Raw genomic sequence first — 23,761 nt, 5'->3', positions numbered from 1 at the left:
AGGGTCTTCCTGTGGCAGACCACCACCGTCTCGGGACCCCTGCCGATCATTCCAGTATTCACCCTGCACGGTTTAATTCTCCCGGTTCGGGAGCTCGTTACGGGCCTTGCGCACGCCCTCCTGGAAACTGGACAACCGGCTGCGGACCTTCTCGGCCGAGATGGGCGCCGCGGGCGGCTGAGGCTGGATGAGCGGGCTCACCGAGCCGGGGATCAGATTGTCCCTGGGAGCCCGTTTGGGCAGGCCCGACGCGGTCGTCCCGCCGGAGGTGGGGACGCTCGCCGCCTGGGCGGCCCGCCAGCCGCTGTCACCGGGGGACGACCAGGAGTCGGGCTCGGCCCGGGGCTCCGCGGGAACGGCCCGGCCCGAATCCACGGCGGGGAACTCGGCGGTGGAGGGCTCACCGTCGGGGTTCTCCGCGAGAGTCGCGGCGATGCGGAACCAGGCCGACTCCACCGCGGCGAAGATCGGCAGAAACTCGCCCTCCGAATCCGGCGACGACGCTCCCCCCTTCGGCATCGATCCGAGGCCGTTCGCCTCGCCGAGGCGACGGTCGAGCGGGTCGGGCGGCGGCTGGGGAAACCGGCTGTCCTCCCGCTCCGCCCAGGTGAGCCGTTCGGCGGGCGGGTTCCACACGCTCGGCTCCGCCATCCCCGCGGGCCAGGTCTGCGATGGCACCGCGGACATCTCCTGGGCGAACGGCGCCGCCAGGAGGGGAACCACGGGGAGCGGCCCGCCGAACCGCGCGGGCGCGGCACCGGTCGCGGTGAGGGAGCCGGGGAGGGGGGTGGCATCGGGGAGAGGGGCGAGCAGGCTCTCGGGAAGGACGATCATGGCGTTCAGGCCGGTTTCCTGGGGGCTGAGCTGAACGCGGATGCCGTGTTTGAGCGCGAGGTGGCCGACCACGAACAGCCCCATGCGGCGGGCGACCGAGGCGTCGGCGGTCTGGGGGTTGGCCAGGCGCCAGTTCACCTGGGAGATCTCGTCGGGCGTCATGCCGATGCCCTGGTCGGCCACCGAGATCATCACACCGCCGCCGTCGATGCGGCTGCTGGACACCACGACCTCGCTGGTCCTGGACGAGAACGAGACCGCGTTCTCCACCAGCTCCGCGAGCAGGTGGACCACGTCGCTCACCGCCGGGCCCGCCACGGCGACCTCGGAGTTGACCCGGGTCACCACCCGTTCGTAGTTCTCCACCTCCGACAGCGAGGCCCGGACCACGTCCATCAGCTCGACCGGCTGACGCCAGCGCCGCACCACCTCCTGACCGGCCAGGACCAGGAGGTTCTCGCTGTTACGGCGCATGCGGGTGGCCAGGTGGTCGAGCTTGAACAGGTCGGCCAGGCGCTGGTCGTCGCGCTCGCCGCGCTCCAGCCGTTCGACCAGGGTGAGCTGGCGTTCCACCAGTGTCTGGCTCCGGCGGGAGAGGTTGACGAACATCGCGTTGACCGTGTTGCGCAGCCTGGCCTCGTCGCCCGCCAGCCGTACCGCCTCCCGGTGAACCTCGTCGAACGCCCGCGCGACCTCACCGATCTCGTCGCGGGACACGACCCCGATCGACGGCACCTCGGCGGGGAGCTCACCGTCACGCGACTCGCGCACCTGCTGGACGTAGGCGGGCAGCCGTTCTCCGGCGACCTCCAGAGCCTCCCTGCGCAGCCGCTGCAACGGTCTGACCAGCGAGCGCGCCACCCCGGTGGTGATCAGCAGCACGATCAGCAGCAGGCCCGCGACCGCTGCGGCGACCAGCAGGGCACGACTCTGCTCGGCGTTCCTCAGCTCCTGGCTCCGCACGACGATGTCCTGGGCGTACCGCTTCTCGACCTCGCGCATCCGGTCGATCGTCACCGACGACGCGTCGTACCACTCCTTGGCGTCGTCCTTCTTCGCCAGGTCCAGCCCCTTCAGCGGGGCGCCGGAGGCCGCGCGGAGCAGGATCAGCTCCCGGAGGAACTCGGCCCGGTCGGCGGTCCTGCCGTTGACCGTCTCGTCGAAGAGACGGCGGCCCTCGCCTCCGGCCTCGGCGGCGACGATCTTGCGTTCGTTGCGCTCGGTGGAGAGCGCGCCGAGGAACGCCTCCATCTGCCCCTGCTCGAACCGCTCGGCGACCAGCACCACCGTGAGCAGAGCACGCTGGAGTGAGAGCGCCTCCTTGGCGCGGGCGAGGGCCCCCAGGGTAAGGGCCTGGCCCAGGAGCACATCGTCGGCGCTGCCCTTGCCGAGCTCGTCGTGGAGGGAGAGCAGGTCGGCCATGATCAGGGAGTAGGCGTCGATGGCGGCGTCGGGCAGCAGCGTCGACTTCAGCGCCTGGTCCCGCAATGGCTGGAGATCGTCCAGCCGGGCGAGCCCGGTCTCGACCTTGTCCTTGGTACGGCCGCTCAGCGCGTCCATGAGCGGGGTGCCGCTGTCGCGGACGCGCCTCACCGCTCCGTCCACCGAACTCATCCGGTCGGTCACGACCTTCACGCCGCCCTGCGGCCGGCCGAGGGCGATGAACCAGGCCATGCGGTCGCGCTCGGAGGCCAGCTCATGGGTGAGCTGGCCGACATGGTCGGAGAGCCTGGCGAGGTCGTTGACCCGTTGGTAGTCGGTGGCAGCGCGCATTGAGGCGAATACTTGGACCCCGCCGAGCAGCACCGCGGCGACGGTGGGCACCAGGATGAGCGCGACGAGTCTCGAACGCACGCGCCAATTCCTCAGGCGCAGACCGCTGCCCGAAGCCTGGACCTTGTGTGTACTCACCGAACGCTGCCTCTCGGTGGATGAGCCGCCTGGCCGAATTTCCCATGACTCCGGGCAATTCGAGCACATCTCAACCCATGAGGCCAATGGAACCAAGCCCAAACAAATACCCAGTTCGCTGGGCAACCGGGGGGAAATCTGGGGCTCCAACCAAGATCCAAGGCTCCGGATTTGGGCATCTAAATACCATTATCGGGCGTTTATCCCATATATATGACCGTTTGCATCGTTCCATTACGGACGCGCAGACGGGCGGACGGCAGGGTGGGGGGTCACAACGATCTCTAGAAGATCAAAATATTGCTATTTGCGATATCTCCGCTACGTCCCACCCTCTGCGCCCCTGGCCTCCCCTCGGGCGCGAACGCCCGAGAGGCCTCCCATCGCACCGGGTGCGAAGATCGGCGCTCCACGCCCGCCCAACGGCAAGGCTCCCGCGCCGTCACCGCCGAACCGGAGGCTCCGGCGCATCGCCGAAACGCACCCTTATCCGATCAACTCAATTTTCGAACACCTGTTCAATGAAAACGAACGTTACCGCATGCGGTCATCCCGCTTCAAGGAACTCCGCCGAAGACACGATCGCCTCCCGAGGACGCCTCCTCGCGGCCCGCCGTGCCCGGCGCGAAAGCCGGGGTGCCGGCCCTCGCTACACTCGGCGGATCCTGGCGTCGAGCTTCGGAGGAGAGAGTGGCCTTATCCGACGGCCCGGGCTTTTCCGGGTCCCCAAGCAATCGATCGGCCGGCCTCATGAGAAGACGGCTCGCGGCGGCAGCCGCGGCGCTCCTTCTCCTCACAGCGTGCAGCGGCGAACAGGAGAGACCTCCGGCGACGGGCGGCACCGTGAAGATCGCCATCAACGGGTGGGCGGGCTACGAGGCCAGCGCGGCGGTCCTTTCCCGCCTCCTGACCCAGGAGCTCGGTTACCAGGTGCGGAAAGTGCCGCTCAACGAGGCCGAGTCCTGGAAGGGACTCGAAAAGGGCACGGTCGACGTCATCGTTGAAAACTGGGGACGCGAGGCGGAGAAAAAAACCTACATCGAGGAGAAGAAAGTCGCGGTCTCCGCCGGAAGAAATGGAAATAAAGGTGCCATTGGGTGGTACGTCCCACAATGGATGGTTGACCGATACCCGGATATCACCGACTGGCGGCAACTCAACAAGTACGCCCATCTATTCAAGACGAATAAATCAGGCGATTTGGGCCAGCTCCTTGACGGAGACCCCTCGTACGTCACCAACGACGAGGCGCTGGTCCGCAATCTCGGCCTCCGCTACAAGGTCGTCTACGCAGGCAGCGAGAAGGCCCTGATCGACGCCGCCAGGCGGGCGACCCAGCAGCGTACCCCGCTGCTGATGTATTTCTACGAACCACAGTGGCTCTTCGCCCAGACCAAACTGGTGAAGATCAATCTTCCGCCGTACGCGATCGGTTGTGACGCCAGAGCCGCCGAGGTCAAGTGCGACTATCCGCCCTACCTGCTCGACAAGATCGTGAGCAGGCGGTTCGCCGACACCGGCGGCAGGGCCTACGAGCTGGTGCGCAACTTCGTGTGGACGAACGACCAGCAGAACGCGGTCGCGAACGACATGACCAACAACGGCCTCAACGCCGACCAGGCCGCCGTGAAGTGGATCAAGGCGAACAGGATCGTCTGGAAGGACTGGGTGCCCGGCTGACCCCCGACGTCTCAGCGCTCCAGCCGACCGACCCCGACGTCCCACCGCTCCGACCATGGGGCCCAACCGGCTGTCCCCCGACATCCCGGCGCTCCGGCCGCGCGGGCCCGGCCGGTCGGCCGGCCCGCGACGGTCAGGCCGGACGCGAAAGGCGGCCGTCCGCGGGTGTTCGCCCGCGTGACGGCCGCCTCGGCGGAAGCTCCGTTTTTCCCAGGTCTCCCTAGACCGGCGTGCCATAGGACGCGCGGACACGCAGGACATGCTCCACCAGGGTGATGAGCGTGCTCTTGACGGAGTCGCGGTAGCGGGCGTCGGTGCGCACGACGGGAATGTGCGGGGCCAGCGCCAGTGCCTCCCGCACCTCGTCCTCCGAATGCGGGAACTGCCCGTCCCAGCCGTTGACGCCGACCACGAAGGGGAGCTTGGCCTCCTCGAAGTAGTCGATCGCCGGGAAGCCGTCGGCCAGGCGCCTGGTGTCGATCAGGACCACCGCGCCGATGGCGCCGCGGACCAGGTCGTCCCACATGAACCAGAACCGGTGCTGACCGGGGGTGCCGAACAGGTAAAGGATCAGGTCCTTGTCCAGCGAAAGGCGGCCGAAGTCCATGGCGACGGTGGTCGTCGCCTTGTTCGGGGTGAGGCCGAGGTCGTCGATGCCGGCGCTGGCGTCGGTCATCACCGCCTCCGTGGTCAGCGGGAGGATCTCCGACACGGCGCCCACGAACGTGGTCTTGCCCACGCCGAACCCGCCCGCGACAACGATCTTCGTTGACGTCAGGCCTCCGTGATTAGAGCCTGCGTAGTCCACTGAGAACCCTTTCAAGCATGTTGAGATCCGGTTGTCCCTGTTCGAGACGTGGCTGGTGGATACGGACCAGGCCCTCATCGACCATGTCGGCCACCAGCACGCGGGCCACGCCGAGCGGAATCCTCAGCAGGGCCGAGATCTCCGCGACCGACCGGAACGAACGGCACAGCCTGATGATGGCATCCTGCTCGGGAGTGAGCAGGGCCATATCCTCCTCCATGATGAACGAGGAGGAGACCAGAGTTTCCAGAGCCATGTGATAGCGCGGTTCGGATCGGCCACCGGTGACCGCATATGGACGGAACAGGGGCTCCTCGTCCCCGGTTCCGTCACCGCCGAGCACGGCCCTCTCCTGTGAAGAACACGCTCACTAACGGCTCCGGGAGGACTGCAGTTCGGCCCGCAGAGCCGGGGTGAGCACCTGGCCGGCCCGGTCGACGAGCAGGGTCATCTGATAGGCCACCAGACCCATGTCACATTCGGGAGAGGCCAGCACGGCGAGCACCGAACCGTCGCTGATCGCCATCACCAGCAGCAGGCCGCGTTCCATCTCGACCACGGTCTGGGTGACCGCGCCGCCCTCGAAAACGCGCGACGCGCCCACGGTCAGGCTCAGCAGGCCGGCCGCGACCGCGGCCAGCTGATCGGCTCGATCGGTTGGAAAACCCTCGGAGCTGGCGATCCGCAGTCCGTCGGCCGAGACGCACACCGCATGCGCGACCCCGGGGGTACCGCGGACGAACTCGGTGATCAGCCAGTCGAACCTGCGTGCCTCATGGCTCAGAGTCGTCACGAACCCTCCTCCTTGACCCCCGGGTTACCGGTGGCATCTTCATCTACTTCAGCACGGCCCCGCCGCACACCTTGCTGGAAACTCGACAGGCGGCTACGTACACGGTCCGCCGATATCGGCGGCATCGGGGTGGTGGACGGCTGCACACTGGCTGCGACGCCGGGCACCAGGTTGGCTCTGGGAGTGCGCTTGGGCAGGCCTGCCGCGGTGACCCCGCCGAGGGCGGGTTCGCTCGCCGCCTGCGCCGCCTGCCATCCGGCGTCGGCCGGCGTCTGCCAGTTTCCGGGCTCTCGCACCGGAACCCCCTCCCTGGCCGATCCGCGGATCGGCTCACGAAGCGACTCGTGGATCGGCTCCGCCACCGGCTCGCGAACCGGTGAGCCGGTGGTTCCCTGGATCGTTTCCGAGAACGGCCCACCGGTCGCCGGACCGGACCCGGCCGGGGAGTCCAGCGGGCCGGGAAGCGGCGTCACCGCTCCCTGTGCGGGCTCCTCGGCGACGGCCTCGCGCTCACTCTCGTCCGCCCGGCGGAACCAGGCCGACTCGATCGAGGCGAAGATGGGCAGGAACTCCTCCGGCTCGGCTTCGAGCGGGGAGTATCCCACCGCGGGCATCGACGAGGTCTCCGCGTCGTCGTACGAGGCCTCTCCCCAGCTGGGGAACCCTGTGGGAGGGGTGGCTCCGTTGCCGTTCGTGTCCTGGGCCGGGCGCCGGGGAAGGGCGAACTCGCCGGTCACCGGGGCGCCGAGTGAGGGCGCGGGGAATCCCTGCCGGCCGGCCGAATGGTCGTCGGACAGCGACGTGGAGCCGTACGGGGATGTCTGCGGGTCGGCCGCGCCCGGGGCCCGGCCGAAGGACGACTCCCCGTACCCCGGCGAGACGGAGGTCTCATCGAAGGGAATTCGCGAGGCGGGCGCCTCTCCGAAGGACGACTCACTGTACGAGGAGCCCCGCGGAGCCGGAGGCTCACCGAAGGGAGTTCGCGGGGCGGGAGGCTCACCGAAGGGAGTTCGCGGGGCGGGAGCCTCGCCGAAGGACGACTCACCGTACGCAGGGCTCCGCGGAGCGGGCGTCTCTCCGAAAAGGGATCGCGGGGCAGCGGTCTGGCCGAAGGACGAATCCCCGTACGAGGGATCCCGCGAGACGGAGGTCTGACCGAAGGACGCCTGGCCGAAGGAGCCCTGCCCGTAGGGACTCTGCTGGGGAGGCGGGTTGACCCCCCACGACGGGGTCTGGGTCGGCTGGGCCATCTCGACCATGAGCTCCGGCGGGAGGAGGACCATGGCGACGAGGCCGCCGGCCTCCTGCGGACGGAGCTGGACGCGGATGCCGTGGCGGAGCGCCAGGCGGCCGACCACGAACAGGCCCATCCGCCGCGACACCGAGACGTCCACGACGGGCGGGTCGGCCAGGCGCCGGTTGGTCTCGACCAGTTCCTCGTTGGTCATGCCGATGCCGACGTCGCTGACCGCGAGCAGCGCACCGCCACCCTCGATCATGCTGCTGGAGACCACGACCTGGCTGGCCCGCGGGGAGAACTGGATGGCGTTCTCCACCAGCTCGGCGACCAGGTGGACGATGTCGTTGGCGGTGCTGCCCGCGACCGAGATCGCGCGGTGCACCTTGACCTGGACGCGCTCGTAGTCCTCGACCTCCGACAGCGAGGCGCGCACGACGTCGACGAGTTTGGCCGGCTGGCTACGCCTGCGGGTCGGCTCGTGACCGGCGAGGACCAGGAGGTTCTCGGAGTTGCGGCGCATGCGGGTGGCGAGGTGGTCGAGCTTGAACAGGTCCGACAGGCGGCCGCCGTCCTCCTCGCCCTTCTCCAGACCGTCGATCAGCGAGATCTGCCGCTCGACCAGGGTCTGCGTACGGCGCGACAGGTTGACGAACATCGCGCTGATGTTGGAGCGGAGCTCGGACTCCTCGGCGGCCAGCCGGACGGCCTGCCGGTGGACCTCGTCGAAGGCCTTGGCGACCTCCCCGATCTCGTCCTTGGTGTCGACGGAGATGGGGGCGATGTCAGGTGTCTGGGTCTCTCCGGAGACCCGGAGCCGGCGCACGACCTCGGGAAGCCTGAATCCGGCCACGTCCAGGGCCTCGACCCGCAGGCGGCGCAGCGGCTGGACCATCGAGCGGGCGATGAGGACGGTGAGACCGAGGACCAGGAGCAGCAGGACCAGGATCAGCCCGGCCGTGATGATCGCGTTGCGCTGCTCGGTGTCCTCCAGCACGCGGGCCCGGGTGATCACGTCACCGGCGACCTGGGTCTCGACCTTCTTGATCCGGTCGATGGTGGTGCCGTTGTCCGAGAACCACTGCTTGACGGCGTTGAAATCGGAGATCAGCCGACCGGTGTGCTGCTTGTCGCTTCCGAGCACGATCGCCCTGGACTTGGTCAGCTCGGCGCGGTACACCTTCTCGTCCTGCATGGCGTTGACGAAGAGCTGGCCGTTGTCCGGGCTCGCCTCGACGCTGAAGTCCGCCTCGTACTCCTGCATGCGCGAGCGGGAGGCGATGAACTTCTCGAGCTCCTGCGCGTTGATCAGCGTGGGAGCGTAGTAGCCGGCCAGCAGGCGAGCCCGTTGCTGGGAGATCTCCTCCTTGGCGTGGGCCAGCGCGCTGAGCGCACGGGTGTTACCGATGATCTCCGAATCGTCGCTGACCAGGGTCAGCTCCTCGTGGAGCTGCAGCAGCGGGGCCACCATCTGGTTGTACCGTTCCACCTGGGCGGTGCCGGTCACCTTGCGCAACTCGGGCAGTCCCGCGAGCTGGTAGGTCACGTCCTTCGCCGCCTTGGCCACCCGGGGGCCGTAGGACTCGTCGATCCCCTGCAGCTGCAGCCGGACCCGGTTGACGATCGCGTCGACGGCCTTCTTCTGCTCGTCGGCGCTGTCCTTCAGCCCCTTGTTCGAAGGCTGGAACAACGACCAGGCAACGCGGTCACGCTCCAGTCCGAGCGCCTGGGCCAGGTCGCGCAGCCCTCCCGAGTAATCCGCCGCGGCAGCGGTCCGCTGGTACCCGGCCACGCTGTCGATGGAGGTGACAACACGGGTGGCGGCGAGCACGACGCCCACCACGGTCGGGACCAGGATCAGAGCCGTAAGGCGCGAGCGAACGCGCCAGTTTCTCAAGCCGAACCGGGCGGCAGGCCGCTTGCCACGGTCGTGTGCCGGAGCACCCCCGCTGTCGGTTGTCGCCGTCGTCACCGCTCTCGCTACCCCTCACCATCACGACACAAGTGGGATTCATCAGACCACAAGGTCACGTGAAAGATTCGGCAAAGCCGACATACCGGACTTAATCGTTACGAAGGAGACGGTTGAATGATTGACGAAGGTTACCGCAGGGCGGCCAGCACCTGGTCACGCACCTGCACCCGCTGAGCCTCGTCCGTCAGGGGACGGCCGGCCCTGTCAACCACGTAGAAGACGTCTACCGCCTCTGCGCCGAGAGTCTCCACACGTGCGGCCCTCACGTCAAGACCACATTCACCAAATGCTCTACCGATTCGCCACAGAAGCCCTGGACGATCATGCGCGCGCACCTCGATGACGGTCGCCGTGTTGGACGCGTCATCCACGAGCGTCACCCGGGGCGGCGCCACGGGCACCCGGGTCGGGCGCATCGATCTGGTCCTTCTGGCCAGGCGCTGTTCGATGTCGAGCCGTCCGGCCAGGACCAGCCGGAGGTCGGCCTCCAGCGTCGCGGGGTCGGGCGGCGAGCCGTACTCGGGGATGACCGAGAACTCGATCATGGCGGTCGATCCCGCCGAGGCCGCCGAGGCGGCGCGGACCACCATCCGGTGCGCGGCGAGCACTCCGGCCGCGCGCCAGAGCAGCCCGGCCCGGTCGGGCGCGACCACGGTGACCGCTCCCCCGTTGATCCGTACGGCTCCGCCGCCGTGTCGGGCCAGGGAGGCCTGCTCAATCGAGAACGAGGGCGCGGGCCGCAACGGGGTGCCGGAGAGCGCCGAGCGGACCCGGCGCACGAGGTCGGCGACCAGCGAGGCCTTCCAGGAGTTCCACGCGGCGGGACCGGTGGCGTTGCCGTCGGCCACCGCGAGGGCGGCCAGCAGTTCGAGCACCTCGCGCGAGCCCACGGCCTCGGCCACCCGGGAGATCGTCACCGGGTCGTCCAGGTCGCGCCGGGTGGCGGTCTCGGGCAGCAGCAGGTGATGGCGGACCACGGTCTCCACGATGTCCACGTCCGCGGAAGGCAGCCCTATCCGGGCGCTGATGTCGCGGGCGACGACGGCGCCGACGGTGGAGTGGTCGCCGGGATAGCCCTTTCCGATGTCATGCAGGAGCGCGGAGATGAGCAGCAGGTCGGGCCGGGACACCTCACGGGTGAAGGAGGCGGCTCCGGCGGCCGCCTCGATCAGGTGCCGGTCCACGGTGTAGCGGTGCACCGGGTTGCGCTGCGGGCGGTGCCGTACCCGCTCCCAGTCGGGCAGCAGCCGGACCAGCACCCCCGCCTGGTCGAGCTCCTCCCAGACCGGAACGGCCGCGCGCCCGGTGCCGAGCAGGGCGACCAGCGCGTCTCGCGCCTCGTCCGGCCAGGGCACGGGAAGGGGCGGCGACTGGGTGGCCAGCGCGGTGATGGTGGCCGGCGCGAGTGGCAGCCCCGCCTCCGCCGCCGCGGCCGCGGCGCGCAGGACGAGCACCGGATCCTTGCGCGGGTTGACCCCGCGGGCGAGCACGACCTCGCCGCCGTGCTCGACGACGCCGTCCGCGAGCGGGCGACGCCCTCTCGGCGTAGGGCCCGTCAGCAGCCGGTCCACGGTGCGCCAGGTGGCGTCGAAGGCGTGGCCGATCGTCCGGGCGGCCTCGGCGAGCCTGCGCATCAGCGCCTCGGCGTCGAGCAGGCCCAGGATCCCGGCGACCGCGTCCTGCTCCTGGAGCACCAGCCGGTCGGCACCGCGAGCGGTCACCAGGTGCAGGCCGTGCCGGATGTCGAGCAGCAGCTCATAGGCCTCGCGGACCCTCGGGCCCGGGGCCGAGGCGACCCAGGCCGCCGCCACCGCCTGCATCGCCTGCACGTCGCGGATCCCGCCGCGCGCGTCCTTGAGATCGGGTTCGAGCAGGAACGCCAGCTCACCGCTCGTCTCCGCCCGCTTGTCGGTGGCGTCGCGCAGCTCACCCAGGCGGCGCCGGGAATCGGCCCGCCACTCGGCGAGCACGATCTCGCGCGCCGACCGCGTCAGCTCGGGATCCCCCGCCACGTGCCGGGCCTGGATCAGCCCGAGCACCGCCTTGAGGTCCTCCCTGGCGACCTTGGCGGCCTCGTCGACGGTCCGGACCGAGTGGTCGAGACCGACACCGGAATCCCAGATCGGATACCAGATGCGATCGGCGATGCGCGCCACGTCATCGCGGCCGTTGTGCAGCAGGACCAGGTCCAGATCGCTGCCCGGCGCGAGCTCGGAGCGCCCCAGGCTCCCAACCGCGACGAGCGCGACCCCGGTGAGGGCGCCGCGCTCGTCAACGTTTCTTGTCGTTCCCCCGTTTTGCCCGTACGGCGTGCCACAGGCGGTCCGGAGCAGGTCCGTCAGCCAGCGGTCGATGTCCGCGGCCCGCTCCTTGCGGGCCGCGGCGTACGAGCGAGTGTCGCCTCTCACCGTTTAAAGCGCCTCAGGTCCGCGCTCGCCGGTGCGGACCCGGATCACGGTTTCCACGGGAACGGACCAGACCTTGCCGTCACCGATCTTGCCGGTCTGCGCGGCCTTGACGATGACGTCGATGACATCGTCGGCGTCCTCCTCTTCGGCGAGCACCTCGACGCGGACCTTGGGCACCAGGTCCACCTGGTACTCGGCGCCCCGGTAGACCTCGGTGTGACCGCGCTGGCGGCCGTATCCGCTGGCCTCGCTGACCGTCATGCCCTTGATCCCGAACTGCTCCAGGGCCGCCTTCACGTCATCGAGCTTGAACGGCTTGATGATCGCGGTGATGAGTCTCATGCGTCCACCTTCTTAGACGCCGGGGCGGGAACCGGACCGTTGACGGCGGCCACGCCCGAGGAGTGGATGGTGCCGAGGTCGTAACCGGTCTCGGCGTGGGAGGTGATGTCGACGCCGGTGATCTCTTCCTCGGCCCCGATCCGGAAGCCCATCACCTTGTCAATGATCTTGGCGATGATCCAGGTCAGGATGAAGGAGTAGGCGCCGACCGCGACCGGGCCGAGAACCTGCAGGCCCAGCTGCTTCAGACCACCGCCGTAGAACAGGCCGGTGCTCTGCTGGTCGAGGAAGGGGTAGGCGGCGAGGAAACCGAGGGAGACCGCGCCGATCACACCGCCGACCAGGTGAACGCCGACCACGTCGAGCGAGTCGTCGTAGCCGAGCTTGTACTTCAGGCCCACGGCGTAGGCGCAGATCGCACCGGCCAGCAGGCCGATGACCATGGCCGCCCAGGGGTCGACGAAACCACAGGCGGGGGTGATCGCGACCAGACCGGCGACGGCGCCGGAGGCGACGCCGAGGCTGGTGGCGTGGCCGTCGCGCAGCTTCTCGACCACGAGCCACGCACCGGCGGCGACCGCGGTGGCGATCTGGGTGTTCATGAACGCGAGTCCGGCGGTCCCGTCCACGGCGAGCTCGGAGCCGGCGTTGAAGCCGAACCAGCCGAACCACAGCAGACCGGCGCCGAGCAGTACCAGGGTCAGGTTGTGCGGTCGCATCGGCTCCTTGCGCCACCCTGCGCGTTTGCCGAGCACAAGCGCGAGGGCGAGTGCCGCCGCTCCCGCGTTGATGTGGACCACCGTGCCGCCGGCGAAGTCCTCGATGCCAAGGTTGAACAACCAGCCGTTACCCCAGACCCAGTGGGCGACGGGGAAGTAGACGATGGTCACCCAGACGGCGCTGAACAGCACCCAGGCGCCGAACTTCGCCCGGTCGGCGATGGCACCGCTGATCAGCGCGACGGTGATGATCGCAAAGGTCAGCTGGAAGGCCGAGAAGACGAGGCTCGGCATGCCGGTGCCGTCGTCCTTGGTGGCCGTTTCGACCAGGCTCTGCAGTCCAAGGGCGCTGAAGCCGCCGACGAACTTGTTGACAAGCTCGCTGCCGTTGTCGGTGAAAGTCAGAGAGTGCCCGTAGATAACCCAGGCGATAGTGACGGTGATGATGCTGACGAACGACATCATCATCATGTTCAGGACACTCTTGGCCCTGGTCATGCCCCCATAGAAGAACGCAAGGCCAGGTGTCATCAGCAACACCAGTGCGGTGGCTGTGAGCATCCAGGCAGTGGTGCCGCTATCGATCTTCATTCGACGCGACCCTCCCTTACAAATGGCGTGTGGCCGATTTCACAGGCGCAGTGATCGCTTCCTGGGCTCCATCGACCGGCCGCGCACTGACGTTGCGCCAAAGCGTGTTCTTCCGCCGTTTCAGGTCGTGACTCTGCGTGTTTCACATCTGTGAATCTCGGTCCCATCGTGTTTCGCCGGTGTTTCGGACAGGTCCCGTCTTGACCTGGAGATGACCACAACTAGGCTTAGGCATGCCTTGCCTAAGAAATCGAGGGGACCCCCATGACCATCCGCATAGCCAGGGTCGCGGCCGCCGTCGTGCTGTCCGTCCTCGCCGTCTCCGCCTGTGGCTCCTCCGGCGATGATCAGGCCGCCGAGGGCCCGACCCGCACGATCAAGCACGCGATGGGCGAGACCAAGGTGCCCGAATCGCCCAAGCGGGTCATCGTGCTGGACACCGACAAACTCGACAGCCTGGCCTCCCTGGGCCTCACCCCGGTCGGCGCGACGCAGGCGGGCGCGAACCAGACCTGGCCGAAATACCTGGGACCCGCGCTTGACGCCGTCAAGGTGGTCGGCACCATCCAGGAACCCAACCTCGAGGCCATCACCGCGCTCAAGCCGGACCTGATCCTCGGCTCGAAGTTCCGGCAGGAACCGCTGTACGCCAAGCTCAGCCAGATCGCACCGACCGTTTTCACCGACCGGGTCGGGATCACCTGGAAGGAGAACTTCCTGCTCGACGCCGACGCTCTGGGGAAGAAGGCGCAGGGGGAGAAGCTTCTCGCCGACTACGAGGCCCGGGCGCGGGCTCTGGGCGGCTCCGACGCGGTCAAGGTGAGCATCGTACGCTTCATGCCCGGCCCGATCCGGATGTACGGCCCCGAGTCGTTCAGCGGCATCGTCGTCGGCGACGCCGGTTTCGGCCGCCCCGCACCGCAGATGCTGCCCGACGTCGAGGACAAGCGCTTCGGTGAGCTGAGCCAGGAGAACCTCGCCCAGGCCGACGGCGACGTGCTCTTCTACACCGCCTTCGGCGACCAGGCGGCGCAGACCCAGGCCTCGGTCATCGCGGGCCCGCTCTGGAAGAACCTGCCGGTGGTCAAGGCCGGCAAGGTCCACAACGTGAACGACGAGACCTGGATGACCGGCATCGGCGTCACCGCCGCCGGAAAGATCCTCGACGACCTGGAGAAATACGCCAAGTCGTAGGTCGTGGGGCGGGAAACCGCCCGGTGGGCTCCGTGCGGCCGAAGCGATCACCACGGGCCCGTTCAGGGCGGATCGCCGTTTCGAAAGAAGCGCGGAGCGCCGCCGACCGGCGATCGGGTATGGCCCGCGCGGGCCATACCCGATCGATGAGCCGCCTCAGGCGGCCGTGGCCATCTTCCGCAGCCGGGCCAGGGCGTCGCGCTCGATGCGGCGGGCGCGGTCACGGCCGATGCCGTAGCGCTCGCCCACCTCGGTCAACGTGTGCTCCCGCCCGTCCATCAGGCCGTAGCGCCAGCGAAGCATCTCGCGGGTCTGTCCCTCCAGCTCGATCAGCCACTCCTCCAGGCGCTCGCGCTCCAGGGTGTCCATGGCCTGCTGCTCCGGATTTGCCCACGTGTCGTCGGCGATCATGTCGCCGAGCTCGGTCTCGTCCTCGTCACCCACGCCGAGCTGGAGGGAGACGGGGTCGGAGGCCCAGCGGCGCAGCTCGCGGACCCGCTCGATCGGCAGTTCGAGCACCGCGGCCAGGTCGGCGTCCGTCGGCTCCTGGTCGAGCTCGGCCAGCATGTCGCGGCGGACCCGCATCAACCTGGTCATCTGCTCACCCGCGTGGGTGGGCAGGCGAACCGGCCGGGCCTGCTCGTGAATCGCGCGGCCCACCGACTGGCGGATCCACCAGGTCGCATACGTGGAGAACTTGTAACCACGCCGGTAGTCGAACTTCTCAACGGCGCGGACCAGGCCCAGGTTCCCCTCCTGGACCAGATCGATGAGCGGCATTCCCCGCCCGGAATATTTGCGCGCGACCGCCACCACAAGACGTAGATTGGCCTCGATGAATTCATCTTTGGCCCGCTGTCCTGAAATGGCCAGTCGTTCAAGCTCCTCATCGGCGGCATCCGCGACCCGCGGCTCCGCCAACCCGCCGTCCAGCAACTGTTCCGCGAAGAGACCTGCCTCGATCCGCTTGGCGAGTTCGACCTCTTCCTCTGCGGTGAGCAGAGGCACACGCCCGATTTCTGCCAGATAAGTCCCGAGCAGGTCTCGATCAGAGACGTGCTGGTCCTGCGTCCGATTCCCCGTCGGCCTTGCCATCCGATGGCACCTCGCTCCGCCTGCTTATGGCATATCCGCACGCTGCCAATGGCCCCTTACATGCACGAACATGCCGCTTGACTATTCAACGGACGGGCCAGAGCAAAGATTCCCTCAAGAAGTACGCCTGGAGAACGGTTTCGGATTCCTCCTCAAGGAGGATGCCTTCGACCGTACCGTCACAAAGCCCGCGACTTTCCCCGATCGCGGTGGCCTAAACGCAGGCCGAGCGGGGTCGGATACAGGCTCAGACCAGGCGGCGGCCTTCCTTCCAGACCTGCGCCACCAGCGGTACCCCCGGCCGGTAGGCGAGATGGACGTAGGCCGGGGCGTCGAGAATCACCAGATCGCCCCTGGATCCCACCCGCAGCGTGCCGATGTCACCGCGGCGCAGCGCCCTGGCTCCGCCGTACGTGGCGGCCCTGATCGCCTCCAGCGGCGTCATCCGCATCTCCCGCACCGCCAGCGCCACGCAGAACGGCATGGAGGAGGTGAAGGACGAACCGGGGTTGCAGTCGGTGGCCAGCGCGACCGTCACCCCGGCGTCCAGCAGGCGCCGGGCGTCCGGGTACGGCGAGCGGGTGGAGAACTCCGCGCCGGGCAGCAGGGTGGCCACCACCCCCGACGACGACAGCGCCCAGACGTCCTCGGCGGTCAGGTGGGTGCAGTGGTCGGCGGAGGCCGCGCCCACCTCGGCGGCGATCCGCACGCCGGGGCCGTTGCCGAGCTGGTTGGCGTGGATCCTGGGCAGCAGTCCCGCCTTCGTCCCCGCGAGCAGGATCTCCCTGGTCTGGTCGGCGTCGAACGCGCCGCGCTCGCAGAACACGTCGATCCATTTGGCGTACGGCGCGCAGGCCTCCAGCATCTCCCCGGTCACCGTGCGGACGTAGTCGTCGGCCGAGGACGCGTCCGGCGGCACGACGTGCGCGCCCAGGTAGGTGGTCTCCTCGGTGAACGCCTGGGCGATCTCCAGGCAGCGGCGCTCGTCCTCGACCGTGAGGCCGTAGCCACTCTTGATCTCGACCGTGGTGGTGCCCTGGGCCTGCATCTCGGCGACCAGGGCGGCCGTTCGCGCCGCGAGCCGGACGTCGGTGGCGGCGCGGGTGGCCGCGACCGTGGTGCGGATGCCGCCGGCCGTGTAGGACGCTCCCGACATGCGGGCGGCGAACTCGGCGGTGCGGTCTCCGGCGAAGACGAGGTGGGCATGGCTGTCCACGAACCCCGGGATGACGCATCGGCCATCCACGTCCACCCGCTCGTCGGCGTCGGGGGCGCCACCGGCGGGTCCGACCCACACCACCCGGCCGCCGTCGACCACCAGGGCCGCGTTCTCGATCTCCTCCCGTCCCGGATCACCGGTGTAGAGCAGACCGATTTGATCGAAAAGAGTGCTCACAGGTCGTTCACCGCTCCTCATCCCGCCTACCGTTCCCCGCCGTCGACCGCTCCTGTCCGCCACCAGGCCGGCGTCGTCTCCGAACCGGCCTGCTCACTCCGCAGCGCTCTTACCCTTCCCCGTTGTCCCTTCCCGGACCCCGCGCCTCGGCGATCGCCTCGCCGAGCATGGCGCCCACGTCGCCGAGGACGTGGCGGCCGTCGGCGACCACCTGACGGCCGCTCGACACCACCGAGTGCACGTCGGCGGCCGTCGCGGCGAAGATCACGACTTCGGGCGCGTCCGCCTGGGACGCTCCCGCCGTACGGACCGAGTCCAGGCGCACCGACACCAGGTCGGCCCAGGCGCCCGCGAGGAGCATGCCCGCGTCGGGGAAGCCGAGCGAGGCGTGCCCCGCCACGGTGGCGGCCGCCAGGAGCTCGGCGGCCGACCAGTGACCGCGCCGCTCGGTGGCCAGCCGCTCGTCCAGCTCGACCGCGCGGGCCTCCTCGAACAGATCGATGACCGCGTGGCTGTCGGAGCCGAGCGTGATCGGCGAGCCCATGTTGAACAGCGCCCTGGCCGGGCCGATGCCGTCGGCGAGGTCACGCTCGGTCGTCGGGCACATGCACACGTGGGTACGGCAGCCGCCGAGCAGCGCGATGTCCACGTCGGACAGGTGCGTGGCGTGCACGGCGGTCGAGCGGGGACCCAGCGCGCCGTACTCGCTCAGCAGCTGGACCGGGCTGGCGGCGTACCTCTCCACGCAGGCGGTGTTCTCCGCCCGCTGCTCGGACACATGGGCGTGCAGCGGGACCGCGTGACGCTGGGAGAACTCCGCGACCAGGTGCATCTGCTCGGCGGGGACCGCGCGGACCGAGTGAATGGCCACGCCGATCTCCACGTCCCGCGCGCTGCGATAACACTTCGTGAGCGACTCCGTCCGCATCGCCCACCTGTCGGCGTCCCCGTCGCCGAACCGCAGCTGGACACCGCTCAGCGGGGTGCCGACGCCGCCGGTCAGGTAACAGGCGTCCAGCAGCGCGATCCGCAGACCCGCCTCCCGCGCGGCCTGGACGAGCGCGTGACCCATGGCGTTCGGGTCGTCGTACGGCGTGCCGCCCGGGGTGTGGTGAAGATAGTGGAACTCCCCGACGCAGGTGATCCCCGCCAGCACCATCTCCGCGAACGTGGCCCTGGCGAGCTTGAGATAGGAGTCGGGATCCAGCGTCGTGGCGACGCCGTACATCTGCTCGCGCCAGGTCCAGAAGCTGCCCTTCTCCCGCTGCGTCACCCCGCGCAGGGCGCGATGGAAGGCGTGGGAGTGCGCGTTGGCCAGGCCGGGGACGGTCAGCCCGCCGAGCCGGACGGCTCCCGCGGGGGGATGGGTCACGCCGAGGGTGACCTCGGCGATCCGGGAGCCCTCGATCCTGACGAGCACTCCCGCCACGACCTCGCCCGGCGGCAGCCAGGCCAGCTCGCACCAGTAGCTCAGCTCCCGCACAGGTCCTCCAGGGCGGTGGCGAGGGCGGTGACCCCCGCATGGCAGTCGGCCGTCTCGGCGTATTCATCCGGAGAGTGTGAGATGCCCGTCGGATTGCGAACGAACACCATCGCGCTGGGCACGCCCGCGGACGCGAGGATCCCGGCGTCGTGTCCGGCTCCGGTCGCCAGGATGGGGGCGCCCCCGACGGCTGCGGCGATCCGCTCCCGCAGGACCACGTCGAAGTCGACGACCGGGGTCCACGACTCCGCGCTGACCTCGGCGCCGGAGAACTCGACCAGCTCGGCGACCAGCGCCCTGACCGCGGCCTCCTCGCCGCCTCTGGCGTCCAGCCAGGCGCTGACCAGGCCGGGAACGGCATTGGCGTTGTTAGGCGACACGCGGAACTTGCCGAAGGTGGCCACCACTCCGCCCCGCTCGGCGGCCTCGCGGGCCCGCAGCACGGTCCGGGCGAAGGGCAGCATCGGGTCGTCGCGGTCTTCCAGACGCGTGGTGCCCGCGTGGTTGGCCTGGCCGCGGAAGTCGAACCGCCAGCGGCCGTGCGGCCAGATGGCCGAGGCCACCCCGACCGGCGCGTCCCGGTGGACCAGGTCCTGCCCCTGTTCGACGTGAAGCTCCAGGAATACGCCGACGTGTCCCAGGGTCTCGGGGTCGCGGCCCAGCTCACCCGGGTCACGCCCGGCCCCGCGCAGCACCTCCGCCAGCGAGTCGCCCTCGTCGTCGGTCAGGCCACGGGCCCTGTCCGGGTCGAGCACTCCGGTGAGCAGCCGGGACCCCATGCACGGAACGCCGAATCTGGCGCCCTCCTCGTCGGTGAAACAGGCGATCCCCAGGGGGCGGCCGGGCTCGAAGCCGCGGGCCCGCAGCACGTCGAGGGCGGCGAAGGCCGACACGACGCCGAGGGGGCCGTCGAAGGCGCCGCCCTGCCGCACCGAGTCGAGGTGGCTGCCCGTGACCACACCCGGCCGCTCCGACGGGTCCCCCCACCAGGCCCACAGGTTGCCGTTGCGGTCCTCACGCAGATCGAGACCGCGCCCGGCGGCCTCCTGGCGGAACCACTGCCTGAGCTCCAGATCGGCGGGCGACCACGCGTCACGCAGGTAGCCCCGGGTCCGGTCGTCACGTCCGAGGTGCTCGATGGCACCCCACATCTCGTCGAACACCCTCCCATTATGTGAATGGGATCATTCATTGGCGAACCGCGCGCGCGAAAAATCTCAGAGAACGGCGAGAGTCCGGGTCACCGTGCCCCCGGACTCTCCCGTCGGCCGGGCCGGTCTCTCAATCCACCAGCCCGGTCTCCCCCGACTGCCTAGGCTCTCGACCCACCGGCCCGGCCTCTTCCCCGCCGGTCGACCTCTCAACCCACGCCCCGGTCTCTCCTCGGCTGCCTGGGCTCCCAATCCACCGACCCGAGCTCTCCCCGGCCACCCCGGCTCTCAGCTCACCGGCCCGCCCGACGGGCGGACGGTGATCTCGGTGACGTGGGCGTCCCGGGAGGCCGTCAGGGCCGCCAGCGCCGCCCGGGCCACCGAGTCCGGGTTCAGATACTTCTCCGGCTCGTAGGCCCCGCCCTCCTGGGCCCGGACCTCGCGCTGCATGTCGGTGGCGGTCCGCCCCGGGTAGACGGTGGTCACCCGGAGGCTCGGCTCCTCCGCCCGGAGCGCGTCGGCGAAGGAGCGCAGCGCGAACTTGCTCGCCGAATACGAGGCCCAGCCGGGGTTGGACCGCTGCCCCGACCCCGAGTTGATCAACACGACCTGACCGTGCGCCGCGCGCAGCGCGGGCAGCAGCAGCCGGGTCAACTCGGCCACCGCGATCACGTTGATCTCCATCGTGCGCCGCCAGACCTCGGCCGGGGTCTCCTCGATCCGCCCCAGGGCCATCACTCCCGCGCTGTGCACCAGCACGTCGAGCCGGTCGATCCCGGCGACGTCGGCCTCGGTGACGGAGGTGAGCTCCACCGGCCACGGCCGGGCGCCCGGCAGGCCGTCGCACACCTTGGCCAGCCCTTCGGCGTCCCGGCCGCCGAGCAGTAGGTCGTGTGTCGGGGCCAGGGCGTGCGCGATCGCGGCCCCGACCCCTCTGGAGGCTCCGGTGACCAGCGCGGTCGGTCGTTCAGACATGCGGGCCACCTTACTCGGGGCGGAATGTCGCAGGCCCGGGGCGCTCCAGGGTGAGGGCGTAAACGTTGTGCGGGTAACGGTGATCGCTCGGCTGGATCCGGACCTCCTCGGCCGCGGCCTCCAGGATCACGCACCGGTACCACTCGCCGTCCTCCAGGAACTCCCGGCGGCGCCGACTTCAGGCCCGGCTGACCTGGCTCGACGAGGCCGTGGAGAGGTCAGGAACGGCGAGCTCCCCTGAAAAACCAGTTGAGTTTCCAGCGGAGGAGAGTCCTAGTCTCTCTCCGGAGCCCCTCGCCCCTCCCCGAGCACGTCCCCTTCCAACCCCGGAAACGCACCTTCCAGGCCTCCCCCTGATCCTCGGAGCCTCCCGAGCGCTTCCGGCTCCCGGCACTTCCCCGAACAGGCCTTCCGGCACCCGGAACTCCCCCCGAAACGGAGAATCATGATCATCGAAGCGCACGGCCTGCGCAAGACCTTCACCGCCAAACGCGGGCGGGGCAGGACCGAGGAGGTCGAGGCGGTCCGGGGCATCGACCTGGCCGTCGACGAGGGCGAGGTCTTCGCCTGCCTGGGCCCGAACGGCGCCGGCAAGACGACCACCGTCCGCATGCTCGCCACCTTCACCGCCCCCACCTCCGGGACCGCACGGGTGGCCGGGCACGACGTGGTGAACGAGGCGGGCAAGGTCCGGGAGAAGATCGGCTATGTCAGCCAGGCCGGGGGCGTGGACGACAACGCCCCGGGCCGCGAGAGCCTGCTCCTGGCCGCGCGGATCACCGGGCTCTCCCGTAAGCAGGCGCTCGTCCGCGCGGACGAACTGCTGGAGACCTTCAGCCTGACCGAGATCGCGAACCGCCCGGCGAAGACGCTCTCCGGTGGTCAGAAGCGGCGGTTCGCGCTGGCCATCGGCCTGGTGAACCGGCCACCGCTGATCTTCCTGGACGAGCCCACCACCGGCCTGGACCCGCAGAACCGCGCCAACCTGTGGGACGAGGTCCGCGCCCTTCGCGACCAGGGCACCAGCGTGCTGCTGACCACCCACTACCTGGACGAGGCCGACGCGTTGTGCGACCGGCTGGTCATCATCGACCACGGCCTGATCGTCGCCGAGGGCACCCCCGGGGAGCTCAAGAAGGAGGTCGCGGGCGACGTCGTCACGCTCCGGATCGACGACCAGGCCGCCGCCCAGGAGCTTCTGTCCGCGCAGCCGTACATCAAGGAGACCCAGGCGGAGGGCGACGCCCTGCGCGCCTACCTCGACGACGGCGAGCACAACCTGCCCGCGCTGCTCCGCGCCCTGGAGGCCGGTGGCCTGGCGATCCGGTCCATCTCCCTCGACCGGGCCACGCTCGACGACGTCTTCCTGCGGCACACCGGCCGCTCCCTCCGCGACGCCGCCTGACCTCCCGGCCGTCTGACCCCGTTAGGAACCCCCCATGTTTCGACACACCATGCTGTTTCTGGGCTACGAGCTGGGAAATGTCCGTCGCAACCCGGTATGGCCGCTGTTCGGTCTCATGCAGCCCATCCTCTATCTCCTGCTGTTCGCTCCCCTGCTGACCGGCCTGCCCATCGGCGGGAAACCCTCCGGCGGGACGCTCGCCAACGCGCTGCTGGTCTTCACCCCCGGTGTGATGATGATGGTCGCCCTGTTCGGTTCGCTGTTCACCGGTTTCTCCATGATCAACGAGACCCGTAACGGCGTGCTGGAGCGGCTGGCGGTCAGCCCGGCGTGGCGACCGGCGATCATCCTCGGCCGCGTGCTCAAGGACATGATCGTGCTCATCCTCCAGGCGATCCTGGTGATGGGTGTGGCCGTGCTGATGGGCCTGCGGCTGAGCCTGCCGGCGGTGCTCCTCATGCTGCTGCTGATGGCAGCGACCGGCCTCTTCGCCTCCAGCCTCTCCTACGGCCTGGCCCTGTCCATCCGCGACGAGGGCGGCATGTCGCAGGTCGTGCAGCTCTTCACGCTGCCGCTGATGCTGCTCGCGGGCATGATGCTGCCGATCTCGCTCGGACCCGACTGGATGCAGACGGCGGCCAGGTTCAACCCCCTCTACTACTCGGTCGAGGCCGGCCGGGCGCTGTTCGCCGACAACTTCTCCGACGGCTCGATCCCGCTGGCCTTCGGCCTTTTCCTCGTGCTGGCCGTGCTCTCCCTCGGCTGGGCGGTGCGCTCGATGAAGCGCATCGCGGGCTGAACGACCCGCAGGAGCAGGCACGTCAGGGGCAGGCGGGGTCAGGGGCAGGCGGGTCAGTCGAGCTGGCCGGTGAAGACCCCCGCCTGGTCGGTCATCCGTTCGTACTCCTCCAGCCGGGCCCGCGTCCGCAGCGGCGCCGCGTCCGCCATGGCCTCCACCAGCACCATGGCCAGGGCGAGCGGCGCCGCGTGCGAGTCGAACACCAGCCGCTCGCCGACCGGGGCGTCCAGGATCACGTCGGCCTCGAACGGCACGTCACACCGATCGGTGATCACCGCGATCCGCAGACCCATCTCGCGGGCGCTCTTGAGGGCCTGTACGGCCTCGGCCGGGTAGCGCGGCAGGATCACCGCGATCAGCCAGCCCGCTCCCGCCCTGCGCGCGGCGTGCAGTCCGTCCGCGAGCTCGGAGCCGCCGTGGGTCAGCAGGCGGACGTCGGGATGGATCCGGCGGGCGAAGTAGGCGAACGTGGTGGCCAGCCCGCTCGACACCCGCAGCCCCAGCACCGGCAGGGGCTCGCACCCGGCCAGCGTGGTGCCCAGCTCCACGATGGTCGAGGGATCGGCCAGTCCCTGCCGTACGCTCCGCAGGTTCTCGATCTCCACGTCGATCGCGGTCTGCAGGTCGTTGGCCCGCGACGAGCTCCGCCCGCCCACGACAAAGGGCCGCAGCGCCTGCCTGAGCTCCGGGTATCCCGCGAACCCGAGCACCATGGCGAACCTGGTCACCGACGGCTGGCTCACCCCGGCCCGCTCGGCCAGCTCCACGCTGGACAGGAAGATGGCCTCGGCCAGATGGTCTCCGAGGTAACGCGCGATCCGCCGCTGCACGGGCGACAGCCGCCGACCCTCCAGAAGTTGATCGAGTCCGTCCCCCACGCCCCCTCCAACCGCTCGACGCCCCCGAGCATTCCCCCCCGGGCCCCATGTCGTTCATACACCGGGACGGGGCCCGAGGCAGGCCGC

18 protein-coding genes are annotated in these 23,761 nt (G+C 69.5%); 4 read left to right on the top strand and 14 right to left on the bottom strand.

Annotated features, from left to right (window positions below):
* Nucleotides 1-72: 72 nt before the first annotated feature.
* Complete coding sequence (locus CHC08_RS15755; protein ID WP_245878342.1) at nucleotides 73-2,688, bottom strand: sensor histidine kinase; 2,616 nt, start codon at nucleotides 2,686-2,688, stop codon at nucleotides 73-75.
* A 900-nt stretch (nucleotides 2,689-3,588) separates the two neighbouring features.
* Between CHC08_RS15755 and CHC08_RS15750 the strand changes: the two genes are divergently transcribed.
* Complete coding sequence (locus CHC08_RS15750; RefSeq protein WP_245878341.1) at nucleotides 3,589-4,425, top strand: ABC transporter substrate-binding protein; 837 nt, start codon at nucleotides 3,589-3,591, stop codon at nucleotides 4,423-4,425.
* Nucleotides 4,426-4,645: 220 nt separating this feature from the next.
* Here CHC08_RS15750 and CHC08_RS15745 read toward each other — a convergent pair whose 3' ends face one another.
* The 7 genes from CHC08_RS15745 to CHC08_RS15715 all read right to left on the bottom strand — a co-directional run bounded on the left by CHC08_RS15745 (nucleotide 4,646) and on the right by CHC08_RS15715 (nucleotide 13,298).
* Nucleotides 4,646-5,203, bottom strand: a complete 558-nt coding sequence (locus tag CHC08_RS15745; RefSeq protein ID WP_089208126.1) for a GTP-binding protein — start codon at nucleotides 5,201-5,203, stop codon at nucleotides 4,646-4,648.
* A 10-nt stretch (nucleotides 5,204-5,213) separates the two neighbouring features.
* On the bottom strand, nucleotides 5,214-5,576 hold the full coding sequence (locus tag CHC08_RS15740) for a DUF742 domain-containing protein (protein WP_089208026.1): 363 nt from the start codon (nucleotides 5,574-5,576) through the stop codon (nucleotides 5,214-5,216).
* A gap of 27 nt (nucleotides 5,577-5,603) precedes the next feature.
* On the bottom strand, nucleotides 5,604-6,026 hold the full coding sequence (locus tag CHC08_RS15735) for a roadblock/LC7 domain-containing protein (RefSeq protein ID WP_089208025.1): 423 nt from the start codon (nucleotides 6,024-6,026) through the stop codon (nucleotides 5,604-5,606).
* Entirely contained in the window at nucleotides 6,023-9,235 is a 3,213-nt protein-coding gene (locus CHC08_RS15730; RefSeq protein WP_089208024.1) for a nitrate- and nitrite sensing domain-containing protein, read from the bottom strand. Before CHC08_RS15730 ends, CHC08_RS15735 begins: the two co-directional genes overlap by 4 nt.
* A gap of 131 nt (nucleotides 9,236-9,366) precedes the next feature.
* A complete protein-coding gene (locus CHC08_RS15725) occupies nucleotides 9,367-11,646 on the bottom strand; it encodes a [protein-PII] uridylyltransferase (protein WP_089208023.1) in 2,280 nt (759 codons plus the stop codon).
* A gap of 3 nt (nucleotides 11,647-11,649) precedes the next feature.
* Nucleotides 11,650-11,988, bottom strand: coding sequence for a P-II family nitrogen regulator (locus CHC08_RS15720; RefSeq protein ID WP_089208022.1), 339 nt, complete (start codon nucleotides 11,986-11,988; stop codon nucleotides 11,650-11,652).
* Complete coding sequence (locus tag CHC08_RS15715; protein ID WP_089208021.1) at nucleotides 11,985-13,298, bottom strand: ammonium transporter; 1,314 nt, start codon at nucleotides 13,296-13,298, stop codon at nucleotides 11,985-11,987. Before CHC08_RS15715 ends, CHC08_RS15720 begins: the two co-directional genes overlap by 4 nt.
* A gap of 264 nt (nucleotides 13,299-13,562) precedes the next feature.
* Between CHC08_RS15715 and CHC08_RS15710 the strand changes: the two genes are divergently transcribed.
* A complete protein-coding gene (locus CHC08_RS15710; RefSeq protein WP_089208020.1) occupies nucleotides 13,563-14,492 on the top strand; it encodes an ABC transporter substrate-binding protein in 930 nt (309 codons plus the stop codon).
* A 156-nt stretch (nucleotides 14,493-14,648) separates the two neighbouring features.
* Here CHC08_RS15710 and CHC08_RS15705 read toward each other — a convergent pair whose 3' ends face one another.
* The 5 genes from CHC08_RS15705 to CHC08_RS15685 form a co-directional block, all read right to left on the bottom strand.
* Nucleotides 14,649-15,587: a sigma-70 family RNA polymerase sigma factor gene (locus CHC08_RS15705; protein ID WP_089208019.1), complete on the bottom strand. Its 939-nt coding sequence runs from the start codon at nucleotides 15,585-15,587 to the stop codon at nucleotides 14,649-14,651.
* A gap of 247 nt (nucleotides 15,588-15,834) precedes the next feature.
* Nucleotides 15,835-17,004 (bottom strand): imidazolonepropionase, encoded by a 1,170-nt coding sequence (gene hutI, locus CHC08_RS15700; protein WP_089208018.1) that lies wholly within the window; start codon nucleotides 17,002-17,004, stop codon nucleotides 15,835-15,837.
* A gap of 88 nt (nucleotides 17,005-17,092) precedes the next feature.
* Nucleotides 17,093-18,466, bottom strand: a complete 1,374-nt coding sequence (locus tag CHC08_RS15695) for a formimidoylglutamate deiminase (RefSeq protein ID WP_089208017.1) — start codon at nucleotides 18,464-18,466, stop codon at nucleotides 17,093-17,095.
* Complete coding sequence (locus tag CHC08_RS15690) at nucleotides 18,454-19,617, bottom strand: allantoate amidohydrolase (protein ID WP_089208125.1); 1,164 nt, start codon at nucleotides 19,615-19,617, stop codon at nucleotides 18,454-18,456. The genes CHC08_RS15695 and CHC08_RS15690 overlap by 13 nt, the downstream gene beginning before the upstream one ends.
* Nucleotides 19,618-19,905: 288 nt before the next feature.
* A complete protein-coding gene (locus tag CHC08_RS15685) occupies nucleotides 19,906-20,592 on the bottom strand; it encodes an SDR family oxidoreductase (protein ID WP_089208124.1) in 687 nt (228 codons plus the stop codon).
* Between the two features lie 445 nt (nucleotides 20,593-21,037).
* Between CHC08_RS15685 and CHC08_RS15680 the strand changes: the two genes are divergently transcribed.
* Both CHC08_RS15680 and CHC08_RS15675 read left to right on the top strand, forming a co-directional pair.
* On the top strand, nucleotides 21,038-21,997 hold the full coding sequence (locus CHC08_RS15680; RefSeq protein WP_089208016.1) for an ATP-binding cassette domain-containing protein: 960 nt from the start codon (nucleotides 21,038-21,040) through the stop codon (nucleotides 21,995-21,997).
* Between the two features lie 34 nt (nucleotides 21,998-22,031).
* Entirely contained in the window at nucleotides 22,032-22,796 is a 765-nt protein-coding gene (locus tag CHC08_RS15675; protein WP_089208015.1) for an ABC transporter permease, read from the top strand.
* 53 nt (nucleotides 22,797-22,849) lie between these two features.
* Here CHC08_RS15675 and CHC08_RS15670 read toward each other — a convergent pair whose 3' ends face one another.
* Nucleotides 22,850-23,674 carry a MurR/RpiR family transcriptional regulator gene (locus tag CHC08_RS15670; RefSeq protein ID WP_089208014.1) on the bottom strand — a complete coding sequence of 275 codons (825 nt, stop codon included), beginning with the start codon at nucleotides 23,672-23,674 and terminating at the stop codon, nucleotides 22,850-22,852.
* Nucleotides 23,675-23,761: the final 87 nt, after the last annotated feature.

The sequence above is a fragment of the Streptosporangium subroseum genome, assembly GCF_900188345.1.
Classification (GTDB): Bacteria; Actinomycetota; Actinomycetes; order Streptosporangiales; family Streptosporangiaceae; genus Streptosporangium; species Streptosporangium subroseum.
The sequence above is the reverse complement of the archived record's forward strand: the minus strand, read 5'-3'. Positions and strand labels throughout refer to the sequence as shown.